Annotated in this window: 21 protein-coding genes; 11 read left to right on the top strand and 10 right to left on the bottom strand. The window is 52.6% G+C overall.

The window, feature by feature from the left end:
* Positions 1–24: 24 nt before the first annotated feature.
* The gene (locus tag OGV77_RS24505) at positions 25–1,011 is read right to left on the bottom strand and encodes a sigma-54 interaction domain-containing protein (RefSeq protein WP_043015249.1); all 987 of its coding nucleotides are present in this window, start codon (positions 1,009–1,011) and stop codon (positions 25–27) included.
* Between the two features lie 595 nt (positions 1,012–1,606).
* On the opposite strand from OGV77_RS24505, the gene OGV77_RS24510 reads away from it, so the two are divergent.
* From OGV77_RS24510 to OGV77_RS24540, 7 genes are read left to right on the top strand one after another with little or no spacing between them, the layout of a single operon-like run.
* On the top strand, positions 1,607–2,470 hold the full coding sequence (locus OGV77_RS24510; protein ID WP_043015248.1) for a FliM/FliN family flagellar motor switch protein: 864 nt from the start codon (positions 1,607–1,609) through the stop codon (positions 2,468–2,470).
* Entirely contained in the window at positions 2,463–2,834 is a 372-nt protein-coding gene (locus OGV77_RS24515; RefSeq protein ID WP_043015247.1) for a FliM/FliN family flagellar motor switch protein, read from the top strand. Before OGV77_RS24510 ends, OGV77_RS24515 begins: the two co-directional genes overlap by 8 nt.
* The gene (gene fliP, locus OGV77_RS24520; protein ID WP_043015246.1) at positions 2,831–3,589 is read left to right on the top strand and encodes a flagellar type III secretion system pore protein FliP; all 759 of its coding nucleotides are present in this window, start codon (positions 2,831–2,833) and stop codon (positions 3,587–3,589) included. Before OGV77_RS24515 ends, fliP begins: the two co-directional genes overlap by 4 nt.
* A 12-nt stretch (positions 3,590–3,601) precedes the next feature.
* The gene (locus tag OGV77_RS24525) at positions 3,602–3,874 is read left to right on the top strand and encodes a flagellar biosynthetic protein FliQ (RefSeq protein WP_003838859.1); all 273 of its coding nucleotides are present in this window, start codon (positions 3,602–3,604) and stop codon (positions 3,872–3,874) included.
* A 1-nt stretch (position 3,875) separates the two neighbouring features.
* Positions 3,876–4,658, top strand: a complete 783-nt coding sequence (gene fliR, locus OGV77_RS24530) for a flagellar biosynthetic protein FliR (protein ID WP_043015245.1) — start codon at positions 3,876–3,878, stop codon at positions 4,656–4,658.
* Positions 4,648–5,787, top strand: a complete 1,140-nt coding sequence (gene flhB, locus OGV77_RS24535) for a flagellar biosynthesis protein FlhB (protein ID WP_043015244.1) — start codon at positions 4,648–4,650, stop codon at positions 5,785–5,787. Before fliR ends, flhB begins: the two co-directional genes overlap by 11 nt.
* A complete protein-coding gene (locus tag OGV77_RS24540; RefSeq protein ID WP_043015243.1) occupies positions 5,771–7,864 on the top strand; it encodes a flagellar biosynthesis protein FlhA in 2,094 nt (697 codons plus the stop codon). Before flhB ends, OGV77_RS24540 begins: the two co-directional genes overlap by 17 nt.
* 38 nt (positions 7,865–7,902) lie before the next feature.
* Here OGV77_RS24540 and OGV77_RS24545 read toward each other — a convergent pair whose 3' ends face one another.
* Entirely contained in the window at positions 7,903–8,664 is a 762-nt protein-coding gene (locus tag OGV77_RS24545; protein ID WP_043015242.1) for a C40 family peptidase, read from the bottom strand.
* A 349-nt stretch (positions 8,665–9,013) separates the two neighbouring features.
* On the opposite strand from OGV77_RS24545, the gene dpaA reads away from it, so the two are divergent.
* Positions 9,014–9,754 (top strand): peptidoglycan meso-diaminopimelic acid protein amidase, encoded by a 741-nt coding sequence (gene dpaA / locus OGV77_RS24550; RefSeq protein WP_087051693.1) that lies wholly within the window; start codon positions 9,014–9,016, stop codon positions 9,752–9,754.
* Here the strand turns inward: dpaA and OGV77_RS24555 are convergent.
* Entirely contained in the window at positions 9,725–10,492 is a 768-nt protein-coding gene (locus OGV77_RS24555) for a class II glutamine amidotransferase (RefSeq protein WP_003031388.1), read from the bottom strand. The two genes, dpaA and OGV77_RS24555, sit on opposite strands and share 30 nt — an antisense overlap.
* Positions 10,493–10,655: 163 nt before the next feature.
* The gene (gene lpcA / locus OGV77_RS24560; protein WP_043015239.1) at positions 10,656–11,234 is read right to left on the bottom strand and encodes a D-sedoheptulose 7-phosphate isomerase; all 579 of its coding nucleotides are present in this window, start codon (positions 11,232–11,234) and stop codon (positions 10,656–10,658) included.
* Positions 11,235–11,473: 239 nt separating this feature from the next.
* Here lpcA and fadE point away from each other — a divergent pair, with 239 nt between their 5' ends.
* The 3 genes from fadE to OGV77_RS24575 all read left to right on the top strand — a co-directional run bounded on the left by fadE (position 11,474) and on the right by OGV77_RS24575 (position 15,386).
* Positions 11,474–13,918 (top strand): acyl-CoA dehydrogenase FadE, encoded by a 2,445-nt coding sequence (gene fadE / locus OGV77_RS24565; RefSeq protein ID WP_043015238.1) that lies wholly within the window; start codon positions 11,474–11,476, stop codon positions 13,916–13,918.
* A 110-nt stretch (positions 13,919–14,028) separates the two neighbouring features.
* Positions 14,029–14,796 (top strand): amidohydrolase, encoded by a 768-nt coding sequence (locus OGV77_RS24570; protein WP_043015237.1) that lies wholly within the window; start codon positions 14,029–14,031, stop codon positions 14,794–14,796.
* 179 nt (positions 14,797–14,975) lie between these two features.
* Entirely contained in the window at positions 14,976–15,386 is a 411-nt protein-coding gene (locus tag OGV77_RS24575; protein ID WP_087051694.1) for a Spy/CpxP family protein refolding chaperone, read from the top strand.
* A 15-nt stretch (positions 15,387–15,401) separates the two neighbouring features.
* Here OGV77_RS24575 and OGV77_RS24580 read toward each other — a convergent pair whose 3' ends face one another.
* From OGV77_RS24580 to OGV77_RS24605, 6 genes are read right to left on the bottom strand one after another with little or no spacing between them, the layout of a single operon-like run.
* On the bottom strand, positions 15,402–16,121 hold the full coding sequence (locus tag OGV77_RS24580) for an EAL domain-containing protein (RefSeq protein WP_080625696.1): 720 nt from the start codon (positions 16,119–16,121) through the stop codon (positions 15,402–15,404).
* A gap of 1 nt (position 16,122) precedes the next feature.
* On the bottom strand, positions 16,123–17,790 hold the full coding sequence (locus OGV77_RS24585) for a PglL family O-oligosaccharyltransferase (RefSeq protein ID WP_075145167.1): 1,668 nt from the start codon (positions 17,788–17,790) through the stop codon (positions 16,123–16,125).
* Position 17,791: 1 nt separating this feature from the next.
* The gene (locus tag OGV77_RS24590; protein WP_075145168.1) at positions 17,792–18,334 is read right to left on the bottom strand and encodes a fimbrial protein; all 543 of its coding nucleotides are present in this window, start codon (positions 18,332–18,334) and stop codon (positions 17,792–17,794) included.
* A gap of 9 nt (positions 18,335–18,343) precedes the next feature.
* A complete protein-coding gene (locus OGV77_RS24595; protein ID WP_043015232.1) occupies positions 18,344–19,408 on the bottom strand; it encodes a fimbrial protein in 1,065 nt (354 codons plus the stop codon).
* The gene (locus OGV77_RS24600; RefSeq protein WP_043015231.1) at positions 19,405–20,010 is read right to left on the bottom strand and encodes a fimbrial protein; all 606 of its coding nucleotides are present in this window, start codon (positions 20,008–20,010) and stop codon (positions 19,405–19,407) included. The genes OGV77_RS24595 and OGV77_RS24600 overlap by 4 nt, the downstream gene beginning before the upstream one ends.
* Positions 20,011–20,022: 12 nt before the next feature.
* Positions 20,023–20,799, bottom strand: coding sequence for a fimbrial biogenesis chaperone (locus OGV77_RS24605; RefSeq protein ID WP_043015230.1), 777 nt, complete (start codon positions 20,797–20,799; stop codon positions 20,023–20,025).
* Positions 20,800–20,825: the final 26 nt, after the last annotated feature.

A 20,825-nucleotide genomic window follows, 5' to 3' on the forward strand; every position in this document is an offset into this window, starting at 1 on the left:
GCGTTCTCGGTACCACAGACTGATTCAGGAAAAGATCTCAATTCCCTGTTTTCGCATTGACGCCAGACGATAACGAAGCGCACGTGGGGTAATGCCTAATAAATCAGCAATTTTGGTTTTATTGCCCTGATATTTACGCATCAGGTCAGCGATATATTGATACTGCGCGCTACGACCATGCTGACCCAGATTATCGCTGGTCGTTATTGGCATACTGGGCTTTGGCTGCCATTGCGGCTCGCTCCAGGAATCAGACTCAATGGATGGCAGACCTAAGGTATCGGGGTAAATGACGCCATCACGATTCAGGATCATTCCCCGTTGTATAGCGTTCTCCAGTTGACGCACGTTACCCGGCCATTCGTAGCTCAGTAATGCCCGGCGCGATGATTCAGAAAGCTTGATATTTTTAACCAGCACCGTGGAGTATTTTTTGATAAAGGACTCCGCCAGCGGAATAATGTCTTCCATGCGCTCGCGCAGCGGCGGCATGGTCAACGGAATAACTGATAACCGATAATAGAGATCTTCTCTGAAGCGTCCTGCGGCCACCTCTTCTTCAAGATTCTTATTGGTACAGGCAATTAAACGGAAGTTCAGTTTGATTAAACGGTTACTACCTAAGCGCTCAACCTGTTGCTCCTGCAATACACGCAATATTTTAGCCTGTAGCGCTAAAGGCATATCGCCAATCTCATCCAGCAGTAATGTGCCGTTATTGGCTAATTCCATTTTCCCCGGCACGGTAGCCACTGCCCCGGTGAATGCACCTTTATCATAGCCAAACAACGTGGCTTCGAGCATATTTTCAGGGATAGCGGCACAGTTCACCCCGATATAAGGTGCCTGAGGCTCCTGCGCAAACGCAATTGAATGGATAAATTTGGCGACACATTCTTTACCAGTACCGGTTTCACCATGGATAAGGACTGGTACATTAAACGCAGCAATACGCCTTGCCATTGAAAACACATTGATACTGGAGGCTGCTTCGGCAATAAGTTCAAACATGATTATTTTACACTTAGAAGTAAAGTTAACATCCGTTACGAGAAATATACAAATCATTCCAAAGCACAATCATCGAATAATAGATATCGCCCGTGCCATGTCTTAATCCCATCCTTGCTCATGTTTTACCGCCCCTTCAAGGGGCAGCCCTATCGAAGACTATTTTCAAATAGGGTTTTTCCTAAAAAAATACTAACACCGGAGCCATTAACAATCTTAAATTAAAAGATAATAAAAATATTATTCATTCAAAAACAATGACTTACACTGATAGCAGCACAAAAACCAGCCACATAAGACATACCTTAAGTGGGTGAGCGGATTAGCGGCGAGCATCACGTATACGTAATTAATTATTTTTTAATTATAGCCTGACGCCATTAATAACTTGCAGAGGAGAGAGGTAAAATATCTAATATCCAGCCCTACATCAGAGACGAGAGTAGGTACTGCATTTCATATCTAATGGACTTCAACAATATGAGAATAGCGTCAAGGATGAACCATAAATTAAATGGATTTGTTTTTTCTTTGATAACCGCGGGATTTGATATCAACTCATCCGCCCCAGAAATTACAGCTGAGAAAGCGTACCATGCTGAAATATAGTCAAACGCCCGGAATCTTTAAACTTGAAGGAAACCGGCTTGGGCGTCCTTATCATCGTCTGCCGACTATGTTTACGGGTAATTTTGATACAATTGAATCACATCTCGGAAACTATTTCCTGAAAAAACATCGCACAAATATAACACTCAGAAAAATACAATGCGAGATGGATGTTATCAATAAAAGCGCCGAGTTATTAGTCTCGCAGGTTGGGCATTTGGCTTTTGATATCGATCGCGCGCTATTGTTAATGTTGCTGGGCAACTTTTATGGTCTGACATCATCGCTTGCAGACGAAAAGTCAGAAGATGATTTACCGACCAAAACAGAAACCCGACTGCGAAGCAGGCTGGCGCTGGATATTAGCAATATTATTTTTAATAAAAATATATCGGGTATTCCGCTGACGCTAAAACCAGACAGCAGTACCGTACAAACACATTGGGCATATCAGCTTACATTCGTTTTAGGTGATGAGGAAAATTGCAGTTTCCGCATCTTACTGGACGATTCCCATACTGATTACATTCTGAATTTAATCCGCCGCAGCGAACACGGCGAGAAGAAAAAGCAGGTTGATAAAGCCAGCATTGAGACGCGTAAAAAAACGCTGATCAAAGAAATTATTCATACGCTGCCACTGACCATGAACGTCAAAATTGCAGAAATCCCCCTTAATGTCGCCGACCTGACGACAATTAAGCCAGGGGATATTTTACCTATCGCCATGCCTGATACTTTCCCTGTTTATATCGGGAAATCCGAATTATTTAATGCCCTGATCGTAGAGGACAAAGACAAACTGTTTTTGTCCGAATTAACGAGCAAGACGGAGAAATCCTATGAGTAAGCCAGAAGATATTTTAGAGCAAGGTTTCGAGTTAGCACCCGAAACAACCACGCCGGCCGCACCGTCGGTAACAGAGACGCTGGTAGCGCGTTTAGAAGACCGTTTTTCCGAGTCGATGTCATTGCTGAAACGTATTCCGGTCACGCTAACGCTGGAAGTGTCATCCGTGGAAGTGATGCTGTCCGATCTACTGAACATTGATGACGACACCGTCATTGAGATGGACAAACTCGCCGGTGAACCGCTGGATATTAAGGTCAATAACATCCTGCTAGGCAAGGCTGAAGTGGTGGTGGTCAATGAAAAATATGGCCTGCGCGTTCTTGAATTCAACACGCATGAAATCAACGACCTGGCACCATGAAACGCGCACCAACACTCACACTCATACTGGGTATCTCGTTACTCATCCTTTCTCCCTTTGCCTGCGCGCAAGGGGGAGATATCCCGTTGCTGAATGTGATTTCGCACGGTAATAGCCAGGAATACAGCGTAAAAATCCAGGTCCTGATCCTGATGACCCTGGTGGGCATCCTGCCTACGCTGGTGTTGATGATGACCTGCTTTACACGATTTATTATTGTGCTTTCCCTGCTGCGCCAGGCGTTAGGGCTGCAGCAAACGCCGCCTAACCGCATACTGATAGGCATTGCGCTGTCGTTAACCATGCTGGTGATGCGTCCAGTCTGGATCAACATTTACGACCACGCGGTTGTGCCTTTTGAAAACGATCAGATCACGCTCCCTGACGCCCTGAGCACCGCTGCCTCGCCATTGAAGCGCTTTATGCTGGCGCAGACCAACAAAAAAGCGATTGCGCAGATAATGACTATCGCCAGCGCGAAAGGGAATGCAGCCGATCAGGATCTCTCCATTATCGTACCGGCGTACGTGCTGAGCGAACTGAAAACCGCCTTCCAGATAGGCTTCATGATTTACATCCCGTTCCTGGTGATCGACCTGATCGTCGCCAGCGTGCTAATGGCGATGGGGATGATGATGCTGTCGCCGCTGATCGTTTCGCTGCCTTTTAAGCTGATGCTGTTTGTACTTATTGACGGTTGGGCGCTAACCGTCGGCACGCTGACCTCCAGCATTCGCGGTCTGGGACTGGGCTAACGGAGATCGGATATGTTAACCATTGATGTAGCCGCAGATATCGTCGCCAGCGGCATAAAAGTCGTGATCATTTTAGTCTGCGTGTTGGTCGTTCCCAGCCTGCTGGTAGGGATGCTGGTCAGCATTTTTCAGGCCGTGACGCAGATTAACGAACAAACGCTCAGCTTTTTGCCCAGGCTTATCGTCACTCTCGCCGTATTGGGAATTTGCGGAAAATGGATGATCGTCCAGCTGAGCGATCTCTGCGTGCATCTGTTCACTCAGGCCGCCATTCTGGTGCACTGACATGCGCGAAACAGACGTTACACAGTTAAGTAACCTGATACTGGGCATGTGGTTTCCATTCGTGCGCATTATGGCGTTTATTCACTACGCGCCGGTGCTGGACAACGCGGCGCTCACGGTGCGGATACGCATTATTTTGTCTCTGGCGCTGGCCTTTATCATTACGCCGCTTATCCCCCATCCGGTTCCTGACAGCCTGCTGTCGATCAACAGCATTATTTTGACCGCAGAGCAGTTTTTGTGGGGCATGCTTTTCGGCCTGATGCTGCAGTTTTTATTTTTGGCGCTGCAGCTGGCGGGCCAGATCCTCTCATTCAATATGGGGATGAGCATGGCGGTGATGAACGACCCCAGCAGCGGCGCGTCAACGACGGTACTGGCGGAGATGATCAACATCTACGCGGTGATACTGTTCTTTGCGATGGATGGACACTTGTTGCTGGTAAGCATTTTATTCAAAGGCTTTACCTACTGGCCGATTGGCAATGCGCTGCATCCGCAATCTCTGCGCACCATTTCCCTGGCGCTGGGCTGGGTGTTTGCCGCGGCCACGCTGCTGGCGCTGCCGACAACCTTTATCATGCTGATTGTCCAGGGCTGCTTTGGTTTGCTTAACCGCATTGCACCTCCGCTCAACCTGTACTCGTTAGGTTTTCCGATCAACATGCTGGCAGGTCTTATCTGCTTTGCGACTCTGCTTTACAACCTGCCCGACCACTATCTGCACCTGGCGAATTTCGTCTTGCAGCAGCTTGACGCGCTCAAGGGGCACTATGGCGGATAGCAGCAGCGAAGAAAAAACAGAAAAACCCTCGGCGCAAAAACTTCGCAAAGCCAGGCAAGAGGGGCAAATTCCGCGCTCAAAAGATATGGGGCTTGCCGCCAGTCTGTTTGCCGCGTTTATGGTGATTTCCAGCAGCTTCCCCTGGTATGAGGATTTTGTCCGCGAAAGCTTCATTAGCGTGCATCAGTATGCGCAGAACATTAATGACCCGGACATCATCGGCCAGTTCCTCGAGCACCATCTGCTGATTTTAGCCAAGTTCATCCTGACGCTGTTACCCATGCCGGTCGCCGCGCTGTTTGCCTCGCTGATTCCCGGAGGCTGGTTATTCCTGCCAAAGAAAATTTTGCCGGACTTTAGCAAATTAAGCCCGCTCAAAGGAATTGGCCGTCTGTTTTCCACCGACCATCTGGTGGACACCGGCAAGATGACGCTCAAAGCGATTGTGCTGCTGGTGATGCTGTGGATTAGCGTGCGCAACAATGTTGCCGCCTTCCTGGGGCTGCAGGAGCTGTATTTCAAGCAGGCCGTCAGCGATGGCCTGGCGCTGTACAGCAGCATCATGCGCAACTTTGTCATCCTGTTTGTCTTTTTCGCGGTGATCGATGTTCCTCTGGCGAAGAAAATGTTCACCAAAGGGTTGAAGATGACCAAACAGGAAGTGAAAGAAGAGTATAAAAATCAGGAAGGTAAACCAGAAGTACGGGCCAGGATCCGTCGTCTGCAACGGCAAATGGCGATGGGGCAAATCCGCAAGGTCGTGCCGAAAGCCGATGTGGTGATCACCAACCCAACCCACTATGCCGTGGCGCTGCAGTATGACCAGTCGCGCGCCGCCGCGCCTTTTGTTGTCGCCAAAGGCACCGATGAAATTGCGCTGTATATCCGTCAGGTCGCGGCAGAAAGCAACATTGAGATTGTTGAATTTCCTAAGCTGGCGCGCTCGGTTTATTACACCACCCAGGTCAATCAACAGATCCCATTTCAACTTTATCGGGCGATTGCACACGTCCTGACCTATGTACTGCAAATGAAACACTGGCGTGACGGTTCACAGGCACGCCCTTCGCTGAACAGACATATTTCCATTCCAAAAGAGGTTCTTAAACTGGATGCCGAAAATAACTAAACAATTACTCGCGCTGCTGCGCAACGGTAACATCGGCATTCCGCTGGTAATACTGTGTATTCTGGCGATGGTGATCCTGCCGTTACCACCGGCCCTGCTGGATATTCTGTTCACCTTTAACATCGTGCTGGCGGTGATGGTGCTGTTGGTGGCCGTTTCCGCGAAACGCCCGCTCGAATTCAGCCTGTTCCCGACCATTTTGCTGATCACCACCCTGATGCGCTTGACGCTGAACGTGGCGTCAACGCGCGTGGTGTTACTGCACGGTCATATGGGCGCAGGCGCTGCCGGTAAAGTGATCGAGTCCTTCGGTCAGGTGGTGATCGGCGGTAACTTTGTCGTCGGTTTTGTGGTGTTCATCATCCTGATGATCATCAACTTTATCGTGGTGACCAAGGGCGCCGAGCGTATCTCCGAAGTTTCGGCCCGCTTTACCCTCGACGCCATGCCCGGTAAGCAGATGGCGATCGACGCCGATCTGAACGCAGGGTTGATTAATCAGGCCCAGGCGCAGGCGCGACGTAAAGACGTGGCGGGCGAAGCGGATTTCTATGGCGCAATGGACGGTGCGTCGAAGTTCGTGCGCGGTGATGCCATCGCCGGGATGATGATCCTGGCCATTAACCTGATCGGCGGCGTCTGTATCGGTATTTTCAAATACGATTTAAGCGCCGAAGCTGCATTCCAGCAATACGTACTGATGACCATCGGTGACGGTCTGGTCGCCCAGATCCCGTCTCTGCTGCTGTCAACGGCGGCGGCGATTATCGTTACTCGCGTGAGCGACAGCGGCGATATTGCCACTGACGTGCGAAGCCAGCTGCTGGCCAGCCCCTCCGTGCTCTATACCGCCACCAGCATTATGTTTGTACTGGCGGTGGTGCCGGGAATGCCGCATTTCCCATTCCTGGTGTTCAGCGCCCTGCTGGGGTTCACCGCCTGGCGTATGAGCAAGCGCCCGAAGGTGGCTGAGACCGAAGAGAAAAACCTTGAGACGCTGACCAAAACTATCGTTGAAACCACCGAGCAACAGGTCAGTTGGGAAACGATCCCCTTGATTGAGCCAATCAGCCTGAGCCTGGGCTACAAGCTGGTGTCGCTGGTGGACAAATCTAAAGGGAATCCGCTCACCCAACGTATTCGCGGTGTGCGGCAGGTTATCTCAGACACGAACGGCGTGTTGCTACCGGAAATTCGCATTCGCGAAAACTTCCGTCTAAAACCGACCCAGTACGCCATTTTTATCAACGGGATCAAGGCTGATGAGGCCGATATTCCCTCAGATAAGCTGATGGCGCTGCCTTCCAGTGAAACCTACGGTGAGATCGATGGTGTTTTAGGTCACGATCCGGCCTACGGTATGCCGGTCACGTGGATTGTCCCGGCGCAAAAAGCCAAAGCGCTAAATATGGGGTATCAGGTCATTGATAGCGCCAGCGTTATTGCAACGCACGTGAATAAGATCATTCGCAACTATATTCCCGACCTGTTTAACTACGACGATATTACGCAACTGCATAACCGCCTCTCTTCGATGGCGCCCCGTCTGGCGGAGGATCTGAGCGCGGCGCTGAATTACAGCCAGCTCCTGAAGGTTTACCGGGCACTGCTGGTCGAAGGTGTGCCGCTGCGCGATATCGTCACTATTGCTACCGTTCTGGTCGCCAGTAGCGCCGTCACCAAAGATCATATTTTGTTAACGGCAGATGTGCGTCTGGCGCTTCGTCGCAGCATTACCCATCCGTTTGTACGCAAAGATGAGCTGGCGGTGTACACCCTGAATAATGAGCTGGAGAATCTGCTGGCAAATGTGGTGAATCAGGCGCAGCAAAGCGGCAAAGTGGTGCTCGATAGCGTACCGGTCGATCCGAATATGCTCAATCAATTCCAGACCAATATGCCGCAGATTAAAGAACAGATGAAAGCCGCGGGTAAAGAGCCGGTCCTGCTGGTCGCACCGCAGCTACGTCCTCTGCTCGCGCGCTATGCGCGCCTGTTCGCTCCGGGTTTGCAGGTGTTGTCTTATAACGAAGTTCCGGACGAGCTGGAGTTAAAGATCATGGGGGCGTTGAGTTAACCCCTGACGAGGCGGTGTCATTTGCACCGCCTTGTTGATTACAGAATGGTATTTTCCGTAAGAATACGACGGGCGCCGAGGTAATGATCCTGCCAGAAGTCATCGGATAAATTACTCACCCGAATGGTTTCTCCCGTACGCGGCGATTCAATAAATTGTCCCTGCCCCAAATAGACGCCCATATGATCGGCAATATCCCGACTGTGAATATGAAAGAACAATAAATCCCCACGACGAAGGTCGCGATTGGCGACGATGGTCGCCCGCCGATAGTGATACATTTCATTCGCCGTACGCGGCAATTTTGCCGCCAGGATTTTGTTGTAGGCATAAAAAATCAGCCCGCTGCAGTCAAAGCCCTGATCCGGGCTGGTCCCGCCCCACAAATAAGGTTTACCCAGCTGCTGCTCGAGACGGTGGATTGCCACTTCGGTCATGTTATGCAGATGATCGCTACTGAGAAAATGGTCATTCTCAGCCAGCTCTTTCCAGCGATGATCGCTCGCTTTCAGCGGCCCCGGGAACCACTCCGGGTGCTGTTTAATCAGCGTCCTGTTCTGCTGTCGCAGCGCGCTTTTACTTTGCGCATTTCCTTCCACCACATAACTTGCCTGCTTTTTTACCTGCGCGTGGTACTGCTTAAGCAGCCGGGCGCGGTTACGCATGCGCATTTGCGCCGCATAGCTTAAATGGGCGTCAGATAAGAGGGGCTGAACTTTGGCGACAGACGGTGAGGACAACACAACACACAAAGACAGCAGACCCGGCAAAAAGCGTCGGGGTGCAGAGACAAAAGACATGAAAACAAAAATACCTAATTAAACACGTTCGGCGCAGTCTACCGCTGTTGCCGGGTATTCCATTTTAATATTCGATTATTAAATTATTAATTTTTTAAATTCAATACATTAGGAATTCTGCACTCATAAGACTAAATGAAGTGCGCTCACGCGCAAAATACGCCGCTGTCTGACTGCCTTTAAGTACAATTTTCCGTATAAAGAAAATCTAAAGTGTAAACGCCGCACGAGAGACTTGCGAAAAACTCTCTGGGTGATAATGTGAGCGCTCCAGATCCAGATTTATCCGATTTGGGGACTCTTTTTGCCGTCCTGGCGTGTGTAATCGTTTTATCAAGGAATAAGCAGTATGCGTAAAATCGCATTTTTTCTTGCGATGCTTTTATTGCCGTGCATTTCATTTGCCGGTTTGCTGAGCAGCAGCAGCCCGACTACGCCTGTCAGCAAAGAATATAAGCAGCAATTAATGGGCTCCCCCGTCTATATCCAGATCTTCAAAGAAGAGCGCACGCTGGATCTGTACGTCAAGATGGGCGAACAGTATCAATTGCTCGACAGCTATAAGATCTGCAATTATTCCGGCGGCTTAGGGCCGAAACAGCGTCAGGGTGATTTCAAAAGTCCGGAAGGATTTTACAGCGTACAGCGTGGACAGCTGAAACCGGATAGCCGCTTCTATAAAGCGATTAACATTGGTTTTCCTAACGCCTACGACCGCGCCCACGGTTATGAAGGTAAATACCTGATGATCCACGGCGCCTGTGTTTCCGTCGGCTGCTACGCGATGACCGACAACGGCATTGATGAGATTTTCCAGTTTGTCACCGGCGCGCTGGTGTTTGGACAGTCCAGCGTCCAGGTTAGCATTTATCCGTTCCGCATGACCGACGCCAACATGCAGCGCCATAAGTTCTCGTATTACAAAGAGTTCTGGTCGCAGCTAAAGCCGGGATACGATTACTTTGAACAGACGCGTAAGCCACCGACCGTTTCCGTCGTCGATGGCCGTTACGTTATCAGCAAGCCGTTGAGTCACGAAGTGGTTCAGCCTCAGCTGGCATCAAACTACACGCTCCCCGAGACAAAATAATGCCCACTCGCCTGGCATAATCTTTTGCCAGGTTTCATTGCCGGTTAGCGGCTGAGTGGCAATCACGGTGACCACATCGTTGGGTGTGGTCTCTGAGCTAAAATCGATTTCCACATCCTGATCCAACAGCGTCGCTACGCCAAACGGCGCACGGCGCGTGATCCAAAACAAATTGGTCGAGCAGAAGGCCATCACATAACGCCCGTCAGACAACAGCATGTTGAAGACGCCCTTCTCCCGCAATTCTCCTGCCAGCATCGCAATATACTTAAACACTGCCGTCATATTGCCAGGCGTGCGCGGATAACGCTCTGTCAGCTTGTGGAGCAGCCAGCAGAAGGCTTTTTCGCTGTCGGTTTCCCCAACCGGGCGGAAATTACCGGTTTCCAGCGATTTATAGCCGCTGAGCTGTCCGTTATGGGCGTACGTCCAGTTACGTCCCCACAGCTCGCGCGTGAAGGGATGGGTATTTTCCAGTGCTACTTCACCGCGATTCGCCTGACGAATATGGGCAATCACGGAACAGGATTTGATGGGATAGTCTTGTACCAGTTTGGCGATAGGCGAGTTAAAGCTGGGTTGCGGATCTTTAAACGTACGGCAGCCCTTACCTTCATAAAACGTAATACCCCAGCCGTCTTTGTGCGGCCCGGTGCCTCCGCCGCGCTGGACCAGCCCGGTGAAGCTAAAGCAGATATCGGTTGGCACATTGGCGCTCATCCCGAGCAGTTCGCACATACATCACCTACCTTAAAACGGTTAATTGCCTGCCAAGACCGGCAAAGCACAGCTTGTAGGCCGGATAAGACGCTTGCGTCGCCATCCGGCACAATGCCCGATGGCGCTTCGCTTATCGGGCCTACAAGTTCCTGGCCCGATAAGACCGGCAAAAATTATCGGCTTATTTAACCATCTCTTTTTCGATCAGCTGAATCAGGATATGGATCACTTTGATATGAATTTCCTGAATACGGTCAGCGTAGCCAAAGTGCGGCACGCGAATTTCGATATCTGCGCTGCCCGCCATTTTGCCGCCATCTTTCCCGGTCAGGGTGATCACTTTCATCCCTTTCTCGCGCGCTGCGGCAATCGCTTTAATTACGTTACCGGAGTTACCCGAAGTAGAGATGCCTAACAGGACATCGCCCGCGCGGCCCACGGCTTCAACGTAGCGCGAGAACACATAATCGTAACCAAAATCGTTGCTAACGCAGGAGATATGGCTGACGTCAGAGATAGCGATCGCCGGATAGCCAGGGCGGTTTTCACGATAGCGTCCAGTCAGCTCTTCGGCGAAGTGCATTGCGTCGCAATGGGAACCGCCGTTACCGCAAGAAAGTACCTTACCACCGGCTTTAAAGCTGTCTGCCAACAGGACCGCCGCGCGCTGAATGGCGTGAATATTGGCGTCATCTTTAAGAAAATTAGCCAGCGTTTCCGCCGCTTCGCTCAGTTCGTTACGAATAAGATCCTGGTACATGAGGATATCCTTCAGCATGAATGTAAATGACAAGATGCAGTGTACCGGATAGCGCTACCAGCGAGAAGTACAAGCCACAGGAATGGCTACGGCTTTTGATTTTTTGTGCCGGTTAAAACGGCAACAATGTGAGCTTTGTTGTAATTATTTTGTAAACACATTGCTAAAAGAATTTACATCCACTACAACCATATCATCACAAGTGGTCAGACCTCCTACAAGCAAGGGAGCTTTTCGTTATGATGATTTTGAGTATTATCGCTACGGTTGTTCTGCTCAGCGTTCTGTTTTATCACCGCGTGAGCTTATTCCTCAGCAGCTTAATTTTGCTCGCCTGGACGGCTGCGCTTGGCGTGGCTGGCCTGTGGTCAGTCTGGCTGCTGGTTCCTCTGGCCATTATCCTCGTACCGTTTAACTTTACGCCGATGCGCAAATCCATGATCTCTGCGCCGGTGTTCCGCGGTTTCCGTAAAGTCATGCCGCCGATGTCGCGCACCGAGAAAGAAGCGATTGATGCCGGTACGACCTGGTGGGAAGGCGACCTGTTCCAGGGCAAGCCAGACTGGAAAAAACTGCATAACTACCCTCAGCCGCATCTGACTGCTGAAGAGCAAGCGTTTATTGACGGCCCGGTGGAAGAAGCGTGTCGCATGGCGAACGACTTCCAGATAACCCATGAACTCGCGGATCTGCCCCCGGAACTGTGGGCGTATCTGAAAGAACACCGCTTCTTCGCGATGATCATTAAGAAAGAGTACGGCGGGCTGGAATTCTCCGCCTATGCTCAGGCACGCGTTCTGCAGAAACTCTCCGGCGTATCCGGGATCCTGGCGATCACCGTTGGCGTACCTAACTCGTTAGGCCCAGGCGAACTGCTGCAGCATTACGGCACCGAAGAGCAGAAAAATCATTACCTGCCGCGCCTGGCTCGTGGTCAGGAGATCCCATGCTTTGCTCTGACCAGCCCAGAAGCAGGCTCCGACGCAGGTGCTATCCCTGATACCGGCGTAGTTTGTATGGGCGACTGGCAGGGCCAGCAGGTGCTGGGTATGCGCCTGACCTGGAACAAACGTTATATTACGCTGGCCCCTATCGCTACCGTACTGGGTCTGGCATTTAAACTTTCCGACCCGGAAAAACTGCTGGGTGGTGAAGAAGATCTCGGTATTACCTGTGCGCTGATCCCAACCTCAACGCCGGGCGTACAAATTGGGCGTCGCCACTTCCCGCTGAACGTACCGTTCCAGAACGGTCCGACCCTCGGTAAAGATGTGTTCGTACCGATTGATTACATCATCGGTGGTCCGAAAATGGCCGGTCAGGGCTGGCGCATGCTGGTGGAATGTCTGTCCGTGGGACGCGGTATTACCCTGCCGTCTAACTCGACGGGCGGCGTGAAATCCGTCGCGATGGCAACCGGCGCGTATGCGCATATTCGTCGCCAGTTCAAAATCTCTATCGGCAAGATGGAAGGTATTGAAGAGCCGTTGGCGCGTATTGCGGGTAACGCCTACGTGATGGATGCTGCGGCGTCGCTGATTACCTACGGTATTATGCTGGGTGAAAAACCGGCGGTGCTGTCGGCTATCGTGAAGTATCACTGTACCCACCGTGGGCAGCAGTCAATCATCGATGCCATGGATATCACTGGCGGTAAAGGCATTATGCTTGGCGAAAGCAACTTCCTCGCCCGTGCTTATCAGGGCGCGCCTATCGCCATTACCGTTGAAGGCGCTAACATCCTGACCCGTAGCATGATGATCTTCGGTCAGGGTGCAATTCGCTGCCATCCGTATGTACTGGAAGAGATGGCTGCGGCACAGAGTAACGATGTGAATGCGTTCGATAAGCTGCTGTTCAAACACATCGGTCACGTCGGCAGTAACAAAGTACGCAGCTTCTGGCTTGGCCTGACGCGTGGCTTAACCAGCAGCACGCCAACCGGCGATGCGACCAAACGTTACTACCAGCACCTGAACCGTCTGAGCGCCAACCTGGCACTGCTTTCAGATGTATCCATGGCCGTACTGGGCGGTAGCCTGAAGCGCCGTGAACGTATCTCCGCGCGTCTGGGCGATGTGTTAAGTCAGCTGTATCTGGCCTCCGCGGTACTGAAACGTTATGACGATGAAGGCCGTAATGAAGCCGACCTGCCGTTGGTTCACTGGGGCGTTCAGGATGCGTTGTACAAAGCGGAACAGGCGATGGACGACCTGCTGATTAACTTCCCGAACCGTCTGGTCGCTGGCTTGCTGAATGTGGTTATCTTCCCTACCGGTCGCCACTACCATGCACCGTCAGACAAATTGGATCATAAAGTCGCGAAGATTTTGCAGGTTCCAAGCGCCACCCGTTCTCGTCTTGGTCGTGGTCAATACCTGACGCCAAGCGAGCATAACCCGGTTGGTTTGCTGGAAGAGGCTCTGCTGGATGTGATTGCAGCTGACCCTATCCACCAGCGGATCTGCAAAGAGCTGGGTAAGAACCTGCCGTTTACCCGCCTGGATGAACTGGCGCACAATGCGCTGGCTAAAGGACTGATTGATAAAGACGAAGCCGCGATTCTGGTGAAAGCCGAGGCGAGCCGTCTGCGCAGCATCAACGTGGATGACTTTGAACCCGAGGAGCTGGCAACTCAGCCGGTAAAGTTGCCAGAGAAGGTGCGTAAAGTCGAAGCCGCATAACGACATACGCACAATGCCGGGCCCCGCTTAATGCGGGGCTTTTTATTGCCACATTTTCGTTAAAGCTCATGTTACAGTGTCAAAATGTTGTTCAACGAGGAGCCTCGATCGTGCCTGGTTTGAAAATTACTCTGCTGCAACAACCGCTGATCTGGATGGATGGCCCGGCCAACCTGCGCCATTTCGACCGTCAACTGGAAACCGTCACAGGACGTGATGTCATTGTGTTGCCCGAGATGTTTACCAGTGGATTTGCCATGGAAGCGGCAAGTAAATCGCTGGCGCAGGAAGAGGTTGTAAGCTGGATGCGCGCTAAGGCGCAGCAGACCAACGCCCTCATTGCAGGCAGCGCCGCTCTCCAGTCTGAACGCGGCCCGGTCAACCGCTTTTTACTGGTCGAACCCGAAGGTCATGTCCATTTCTATGATAAGCGCCATCTGTTCCGCATGGCGGATGAGCATCAGTATTACCAGGCAGGTGACGCGCGGGTTATTTTTGAATGGCGCGGCTGGCGTATTCTACCGTTGGTCTGTTATGACCTGCGTTTTCCAGTGTGGTCGCGCAACCGCAACGATTACGACCTGGCATTGTATGTCGCCAATTGGCCGGCGCCGCGTTCGCTGCACTGGCAGGTTCTGCTCACAGCACGGGCGATTGAGAACCAGGCTTATGTAGCAGGATGTAACCGCGTGGGCACTGACGGGAACGGCCATCATTATCGCGGTGACAGCCGGGTGATTAATCCGCAGGGTGAGATTATTGCCACCGCCGAGCCGCATCAGGCCACACGTATTGACGCAGAACTGTCACTCTCGGCGCTGCGCGAGTATCGCGAGAAGTTTCCCGCCTGGCAAGACGCCGACCCGTTCACGCTATAACTCTCGCCTTCACTCCCGCTGCACAACATTTTCCGTGGCGGGATTGTTTCACTCCGTAACCAACCGCAAAACAAATTCGCGTGGCGACATGCGGCGGGCATCGTATTCTGCAAAGGATAATCACTCGTAACCAGCGAGTGGCAGACAATGTCGATAATTCCCTTATCAGGATTTCAATAATGAAGAACTTCATACGCATGACTTTGCTGGCAGTTACCGTGGCTGGCGCTTCTTTTAGCACGCTTGCAGCAACGACATCTAATGTTCCGACTCCCGCCCAGGATCCGATAGTTCAGCACCTTAAGTTAAGCACCGACCAGGTTGCGCAAATTAAAAAACTGCACCAGCAGCTTGAAACCAACGTTAGCCAGATTTCGGTGAAAGATGTTAAAGACGGCGCGTTGATTGACGTCATCAAGTCCGGGAAATGGGATGAAGCTGCCGTCAAGAAACAGCTTTCTGCGTTCAGCAACATCGAACAACAGGCACGTTATTATCGCGTGAAATACTATTTTGATCTGAACAAAGTGCTGACCCCAGCACAGCGCCAGCAGGTGCAAAAAGATATCGCACAGACGCTGAGCGAGTAATGACCAGGGCCTGAATCAGCAATGGTTCAGGCTTTTCGGTAAGACTTCCTGCTCAAACAGAAATCCCTGCACCGCGTCTGCGCCGCTCATGCGGCAAATGGCATAATCCTGCGGCGTTTCCACTCCCTCGACAACAACCCGGTCTCCCAGCCCGCGAAATTGATTGACCAGTACCCTCAACTGCCACTCCGATGTCCTGAACTGATGAAACATTTCGCTTTCAATTTTGATGGCATCGAAACGGATGCCAGACAGCCGCCAGACAAAAAATAGCTCGGGTGAAACGTCATCCAGCCACATGCGAAAACCATGGCGTATCAGGGTTTTTACGGCCATGCATACGGTCTGCTGTTCTGCCTTTTCCAGGCGCATCATGGTGCCTGGATCCTGAATCTCGATAACAATCCGCCCCTGATGCGCCTGCCGGGCGAGCTGCGCAATCCATGGCAGGCAGGTCAACATCCTGACGGATAAATTCAGCGAAAAGCTTCCTGAGAGTGCCAACACCCGCCGCATTTGCCACAGGAATAGCTGCTGTTTTGCCGTGATGGAAAGATGCTTGAAAAAAAGATCCAGTGGTAGCGGCGTACGTACCTGGCTTAACACTTCGCAGACATCCAGCGATGGATCATCAAAAAAATGAATGCGTTGCAAACGGATCCCGGTGATCCGCAGCAGTTCGGCGTTGCGGGGAAGCTCTGGTACATAGCGGGCCTGTTCGCTGAGTCTGTTCATATCATTCCATTTTTTGATTAAAAGGACGTCGTGCATCCTGCAGCCACGGGATACGGCGATCGTTCGGATACGTCAGGTAAAAGCGCCTCGCCAGACGATGCGCCTCGACCAGGTCGCGTTGCTGCAACGCCAGTAAGATTTGCGTGAAAGAGACGTTCGGATCGGGGTGAACACGCACATAGTCAGGCGCCCAGCGGCGGACCGCTTCCAGCCAGTGAGCATCCCGGGAGCGCTGATAGCGTTGCAGATATCCCATCTGGACATCAAACCGGTAGCGAGTGGCAAGGAGCCAGCCTCCCACAGGGAGCGACTCAGCCAGACGCCACTGCGCTGACTGCCGCTCCGCCAGCGTCAATTGCTGTTGCGTGCGCAGCGAGAGAAGCAACAATGGTGTGAAGGCCAAAAACGAGATCAGTGCCAGTCCGCGCAACAACGACGTTGACGTAAGCGTCAGGCGAGCCCCTTTTAACGGGAGGTCTGCGCAACGAAGCAGCAGGATCAGCAGTAACCAGTGTGGCGTTGACTGCCTGACGGGGTATTCCGTCAGCATATGAATCACCACCGGCAGCGCCGCCACCAGACAGGCGCGACGCCAACGATTCCCATGCTTCCAGAGCCAGAAACCACTCGCAATAAAACACAGCGCGCCCACCAGCCCAACCAGACCGCCCTCCACCAGCCATAACACCAGTTCGTTGTGCGGATGCGAGATACTGCTCAGCCCCAATGGCCCCGCGCGTTCGAGAAACACAGAAGCAAAGCTGCCCACGCCCCACCCCGTCCACGGGCGTTCGGCAAATAATGCCAGCGACGTTTTGAGCACCGTCCAGCGCACCTGGGAAGTGGTGAAGTGATCGACCGTAGCGACGGACAAAAAATGGCGGGCGAGCGACCCCGCCGCCATGCCTGACGCCAGCGGCAACAGGAGTAGCAACAACGGACGGCGCTGCGTCGGGAAAACCATCAGCAGCAGCGCTTCACCAACCGCCACAGAGAGGTAACCGGTTTGCGACTGGGATTCATGCAGCACAAATCCCATCATCACCAGGCCAACCCCGATGACAATTCGATACCCGTCGCGCAGGCGTAAAAAGAGCGTGGCTGACAGCAGTACGCCACAGGCCGTGAAGCTGGCCATCAGATTAACCTGCTGAAAAATACCGTAGGGCCGCGTGCTGCGCCGCCAGGCAAACTCCCAGTAATCAACGCCCAGCCAATGCCAGTACTGATACATAAACGCCAGACATTCGATGACGCACGCCCCCCAGAGCAAGGCCAGCAGTGTCGTCAGAGATCGTGCCGCAAGCGGAATTTGCACCGTCACCAAATAGACGAGAACGCCTCCCAGTAAGGCTCCCGCGACCAGCAGGGCCTCGGACTGCCAGACATCAGGCGTCAGCAGGCATAGCAGCGTCAGAATGAGCGCCCCCATCGTAAACCCCGTGGCAGGTACAGTGATGCGCCAGCGTTGATGAGGCACCAGCACTGATGCGCATGCAACCAGCACAACGGCGTAGATCCAGCTCGTGATATTAAGCGGTAACGACAGACCGCTGCCGCCGTTATTCGGCCAGTAGAGATGCATTGCCCCGCACCAGAAAAACAGACTAATACCGAGCAATAATTTTTGCGCAGGCAGCGGCGCAATACGATTCAGTGCGTTCATCATGCTACTGGTAGTTCAGTATCCAGGTCCCGCTGGCGCTGAACGGACCGTATTCGAGAGACTGATTTTTTATCGCCGATGGCTCCGCCGCGACCCACGCCAAAAAATTCAGCGTCATCGAGCCTTCCGTTATCTCTTTGACTGACGTGCTCTCATCAAGGCGGATTGCCGTGCCGTCCTCTTCGCTCATCCCAATACCGATCCCTGACGCGCCGCCTTGTTCACTGCTATCCAGCGCCAGATGATCGGCCAGCTCCGCATCCTCACGACCGCTGAAGGTAACCGAGATCCCGCGAAAAACCTCAGGGTTGCAGTCGCGTAACTGGATACTGAATTTTTCTGGCTTACTGCGCCCCGAGAGATAGAGATCCTGCGTCGCGATTTGCTTGAAATCGACCTCGATTTTGTCGCCACCGGGGACCAGGCTGCAGGCCAGCGCTCTGATGGTGCCGTGAAAATACATATCGCCGCCGACCAGTTTGGTATCGGCCTGCGCCGTGCCGCCAAGCAGTAGCACTCCGGTCGCGATTAACGCCGTAAATCTCATGGCATCCCCCTACTGAAACTGCGCAACAACGGTGGCTGAGGCTTCAAACTCACCTTCCTTAACGCTTCCCACGCCCGGCTTAGCCACCGGTGCGGCGGTGAGATTCCAGTCGCCCTGATTCTGGTAAAACCCCTTCACGTTGTAGAATTGATTGGGCACGACGGCGCCGCCGCTCTCGTCTTTAAGCATAATGCCGAGATCGTCGCGTTTTTGTCCGCCGCTTAACGTGCCGAGGAGATTACCGTTAAATCCCGCCGTGCCTGAGGCCGTGGTCGTTTGCACGCCAAGATTGATATTCAGCGCGCCCTGATCGAAGCTGCCGCCTTCACACACCACATGTATAGGGATTGGCTTGCTGTAGTTGGTGCCGTTGAGCTTTGTAGCGGATCCAGGCAGATCGCCAAACTCAATGCTGATTTTGTCTCCCCGATTGAAGGTGCATTTGTCCGGTACGGTAATCAGCCCGGATTTAATCACCACGCGGGAAATAGGCGTTGTCGGCGTAGGGCCAGCATCCCCCAGACGCCCGGCAACCTCCACCAGCGACTGGGAGGTAATATTGATGCCATTAATAATGGGTTTAGTGACAATAAACGTCACTTTCCCTTTTGAACCACTTTCTATGTTGGTAGCCCGTTCGTAGCCTTTGCGCTTTTTGCAGCTATGATCGTTGTAACGATTTGAAAAATTGGTAAAAGGCGCCTGAACGTAGTTGTTATAACGCCCGGCGACCCACACCTGTACTTCCACATCCAGATACTCGTTTAAACGAAAACGGTTCGCCCCCTGATTGGAAGGCGGCATCGTGGTCGTGGTGGTGTAGTAAATCGGTTGTCGGGAGATGTCAGCCTGTTCGCAGTGAAAATCCACTACATACCAACTGCCCAGATTCCACGGGAACGGCTCCGTTCTGCCGCCCACGTGGTTTTTGCTGACATCCAGCGAGTTCAGTTCAATATCGTACTGATGCGGCGATCCTCCCTGCGGCTCACCTTCCCCCTGTGTGAATGCCTGCCCGGCCAGCGGACAACCAGCCAGGGCCGTCCACAGTAGCGTGTTGCGCAATATGCTCATAGATACTCCAGCTTAAGTCTGACCAGGCCGTTAAATTCTCCGGCGGTCACCTCTGGACCAAAAGATTCCAGCGCGGCCAGAAAGTGGATCGCGTTATCGCCCGGTTTGAGGATCCACATGCGTTGCGGTTGGTTCAGGTGAAGCAACTGGTTGCGTTCGGTCAGTAACCGAATGCCCGCGCCGCGCACATCACCGCGAATACGACCCAGATCGCTGTTTTCCGGTGCGCCTTCAGCCATCAGCGTCATCGAAACGCCGCGTTCCACCGTGCTGTGCGCCAGCTCAGGCATTTCGCTGGTCTGTCCGGGGAAATCCCTTAAGGTGTGGCCGGAACCTTTTAAGCAGCCGTTCAGATACAGCGTAACCAGCACCGGCTCGCTGCGATCGCCGCCCTGGCGAAACCGACTGGCGGAAATATCACCAAGATTGATGGTCTGATCGCGTGAAGCCATATCCAGCACGCACGGCGAAACGTAGACCCGGCCATGAAAGCGGACGTTGCCATACTCGCCGGACACGTTGCTCATATCCTGGCGACCACTGGTAGCCTGAGCCTGGCAGGCCATACCCGCCATCAGCAGGGCGCAAAGCATCTTTTTCATTTACGATTCCTGTTACCGGGGCTGCTGCTCCATCGGCAATGCTTTACACACATTGCCTGTGCAGCTGAATTTCAGTTCGGGATGGCCGCCAAAATCGTTCACGTACATCATGCTGAACTGACTGACGCTGCCGTCGTTCACGCTGAAATCGAGAGAGGATTTTGGTGAAACCATAACGCCTGGGAAGTCGGTCAATCTGCCGCCGCCCTGCGTTTCTGGCTTGCGGCTTAAGCCGATTAAGGTGACAAAATAAGGCGTTGGGTTGTCCACACTCCAGCGCTGGCCCTGTTTGTGAAAGACCAGTTGGTTTTGCCACACGGCGCCAGGTGTTTCCGGCACGATAGCAGTCGGACGGTAGAACAATTTGATGCGCGACTGCATCGCCAGTTGCAGCACATTCGGCTTATCCGGCTTTGGCGGAATTTCACGAACGTTCAGGTAGAACAGGCTCTCGCGATCCTGGGGCAGAGCGTTAATCCCGCTGGTTTTCGTCACCCGGGCAATCCCCTTTTGCCCGCCGTTAATTCGTTGCAGCGGCGGTAAGACCATCAGCGGCGAGGTAATTTTTGTTCCGGTGGCGTCTTCCACCCACGACTGGGCCAGGAATGGAATGCTCGGACTGGTATTGGTTAAGTTCGCACTGACAGATCGCGCATCACCGGTGATGATCATGCGGGTACGGTCGAGCGCGATACCTGCCCATGAGGCGTTGATCTCTGCAATAAAAAGCAGGCCGCAGGCCACGGGTTTCAGCCAACGCTGCACGGAGTAAAAAGCTTGATTATTCATGACAAAATTCATTCAGGTTATTGAAA

The organism is Citrobacter sp. Ce129, assembly GCF_030334545.1.
In the GTDB taxonomy this organism is placed as follows: Bacteria; Pseudomonadota; Gammaproteobacteria; order Enterobacterales; family Enterobacteriaceae; genus Citrobacter; species Citrobacter europaeus.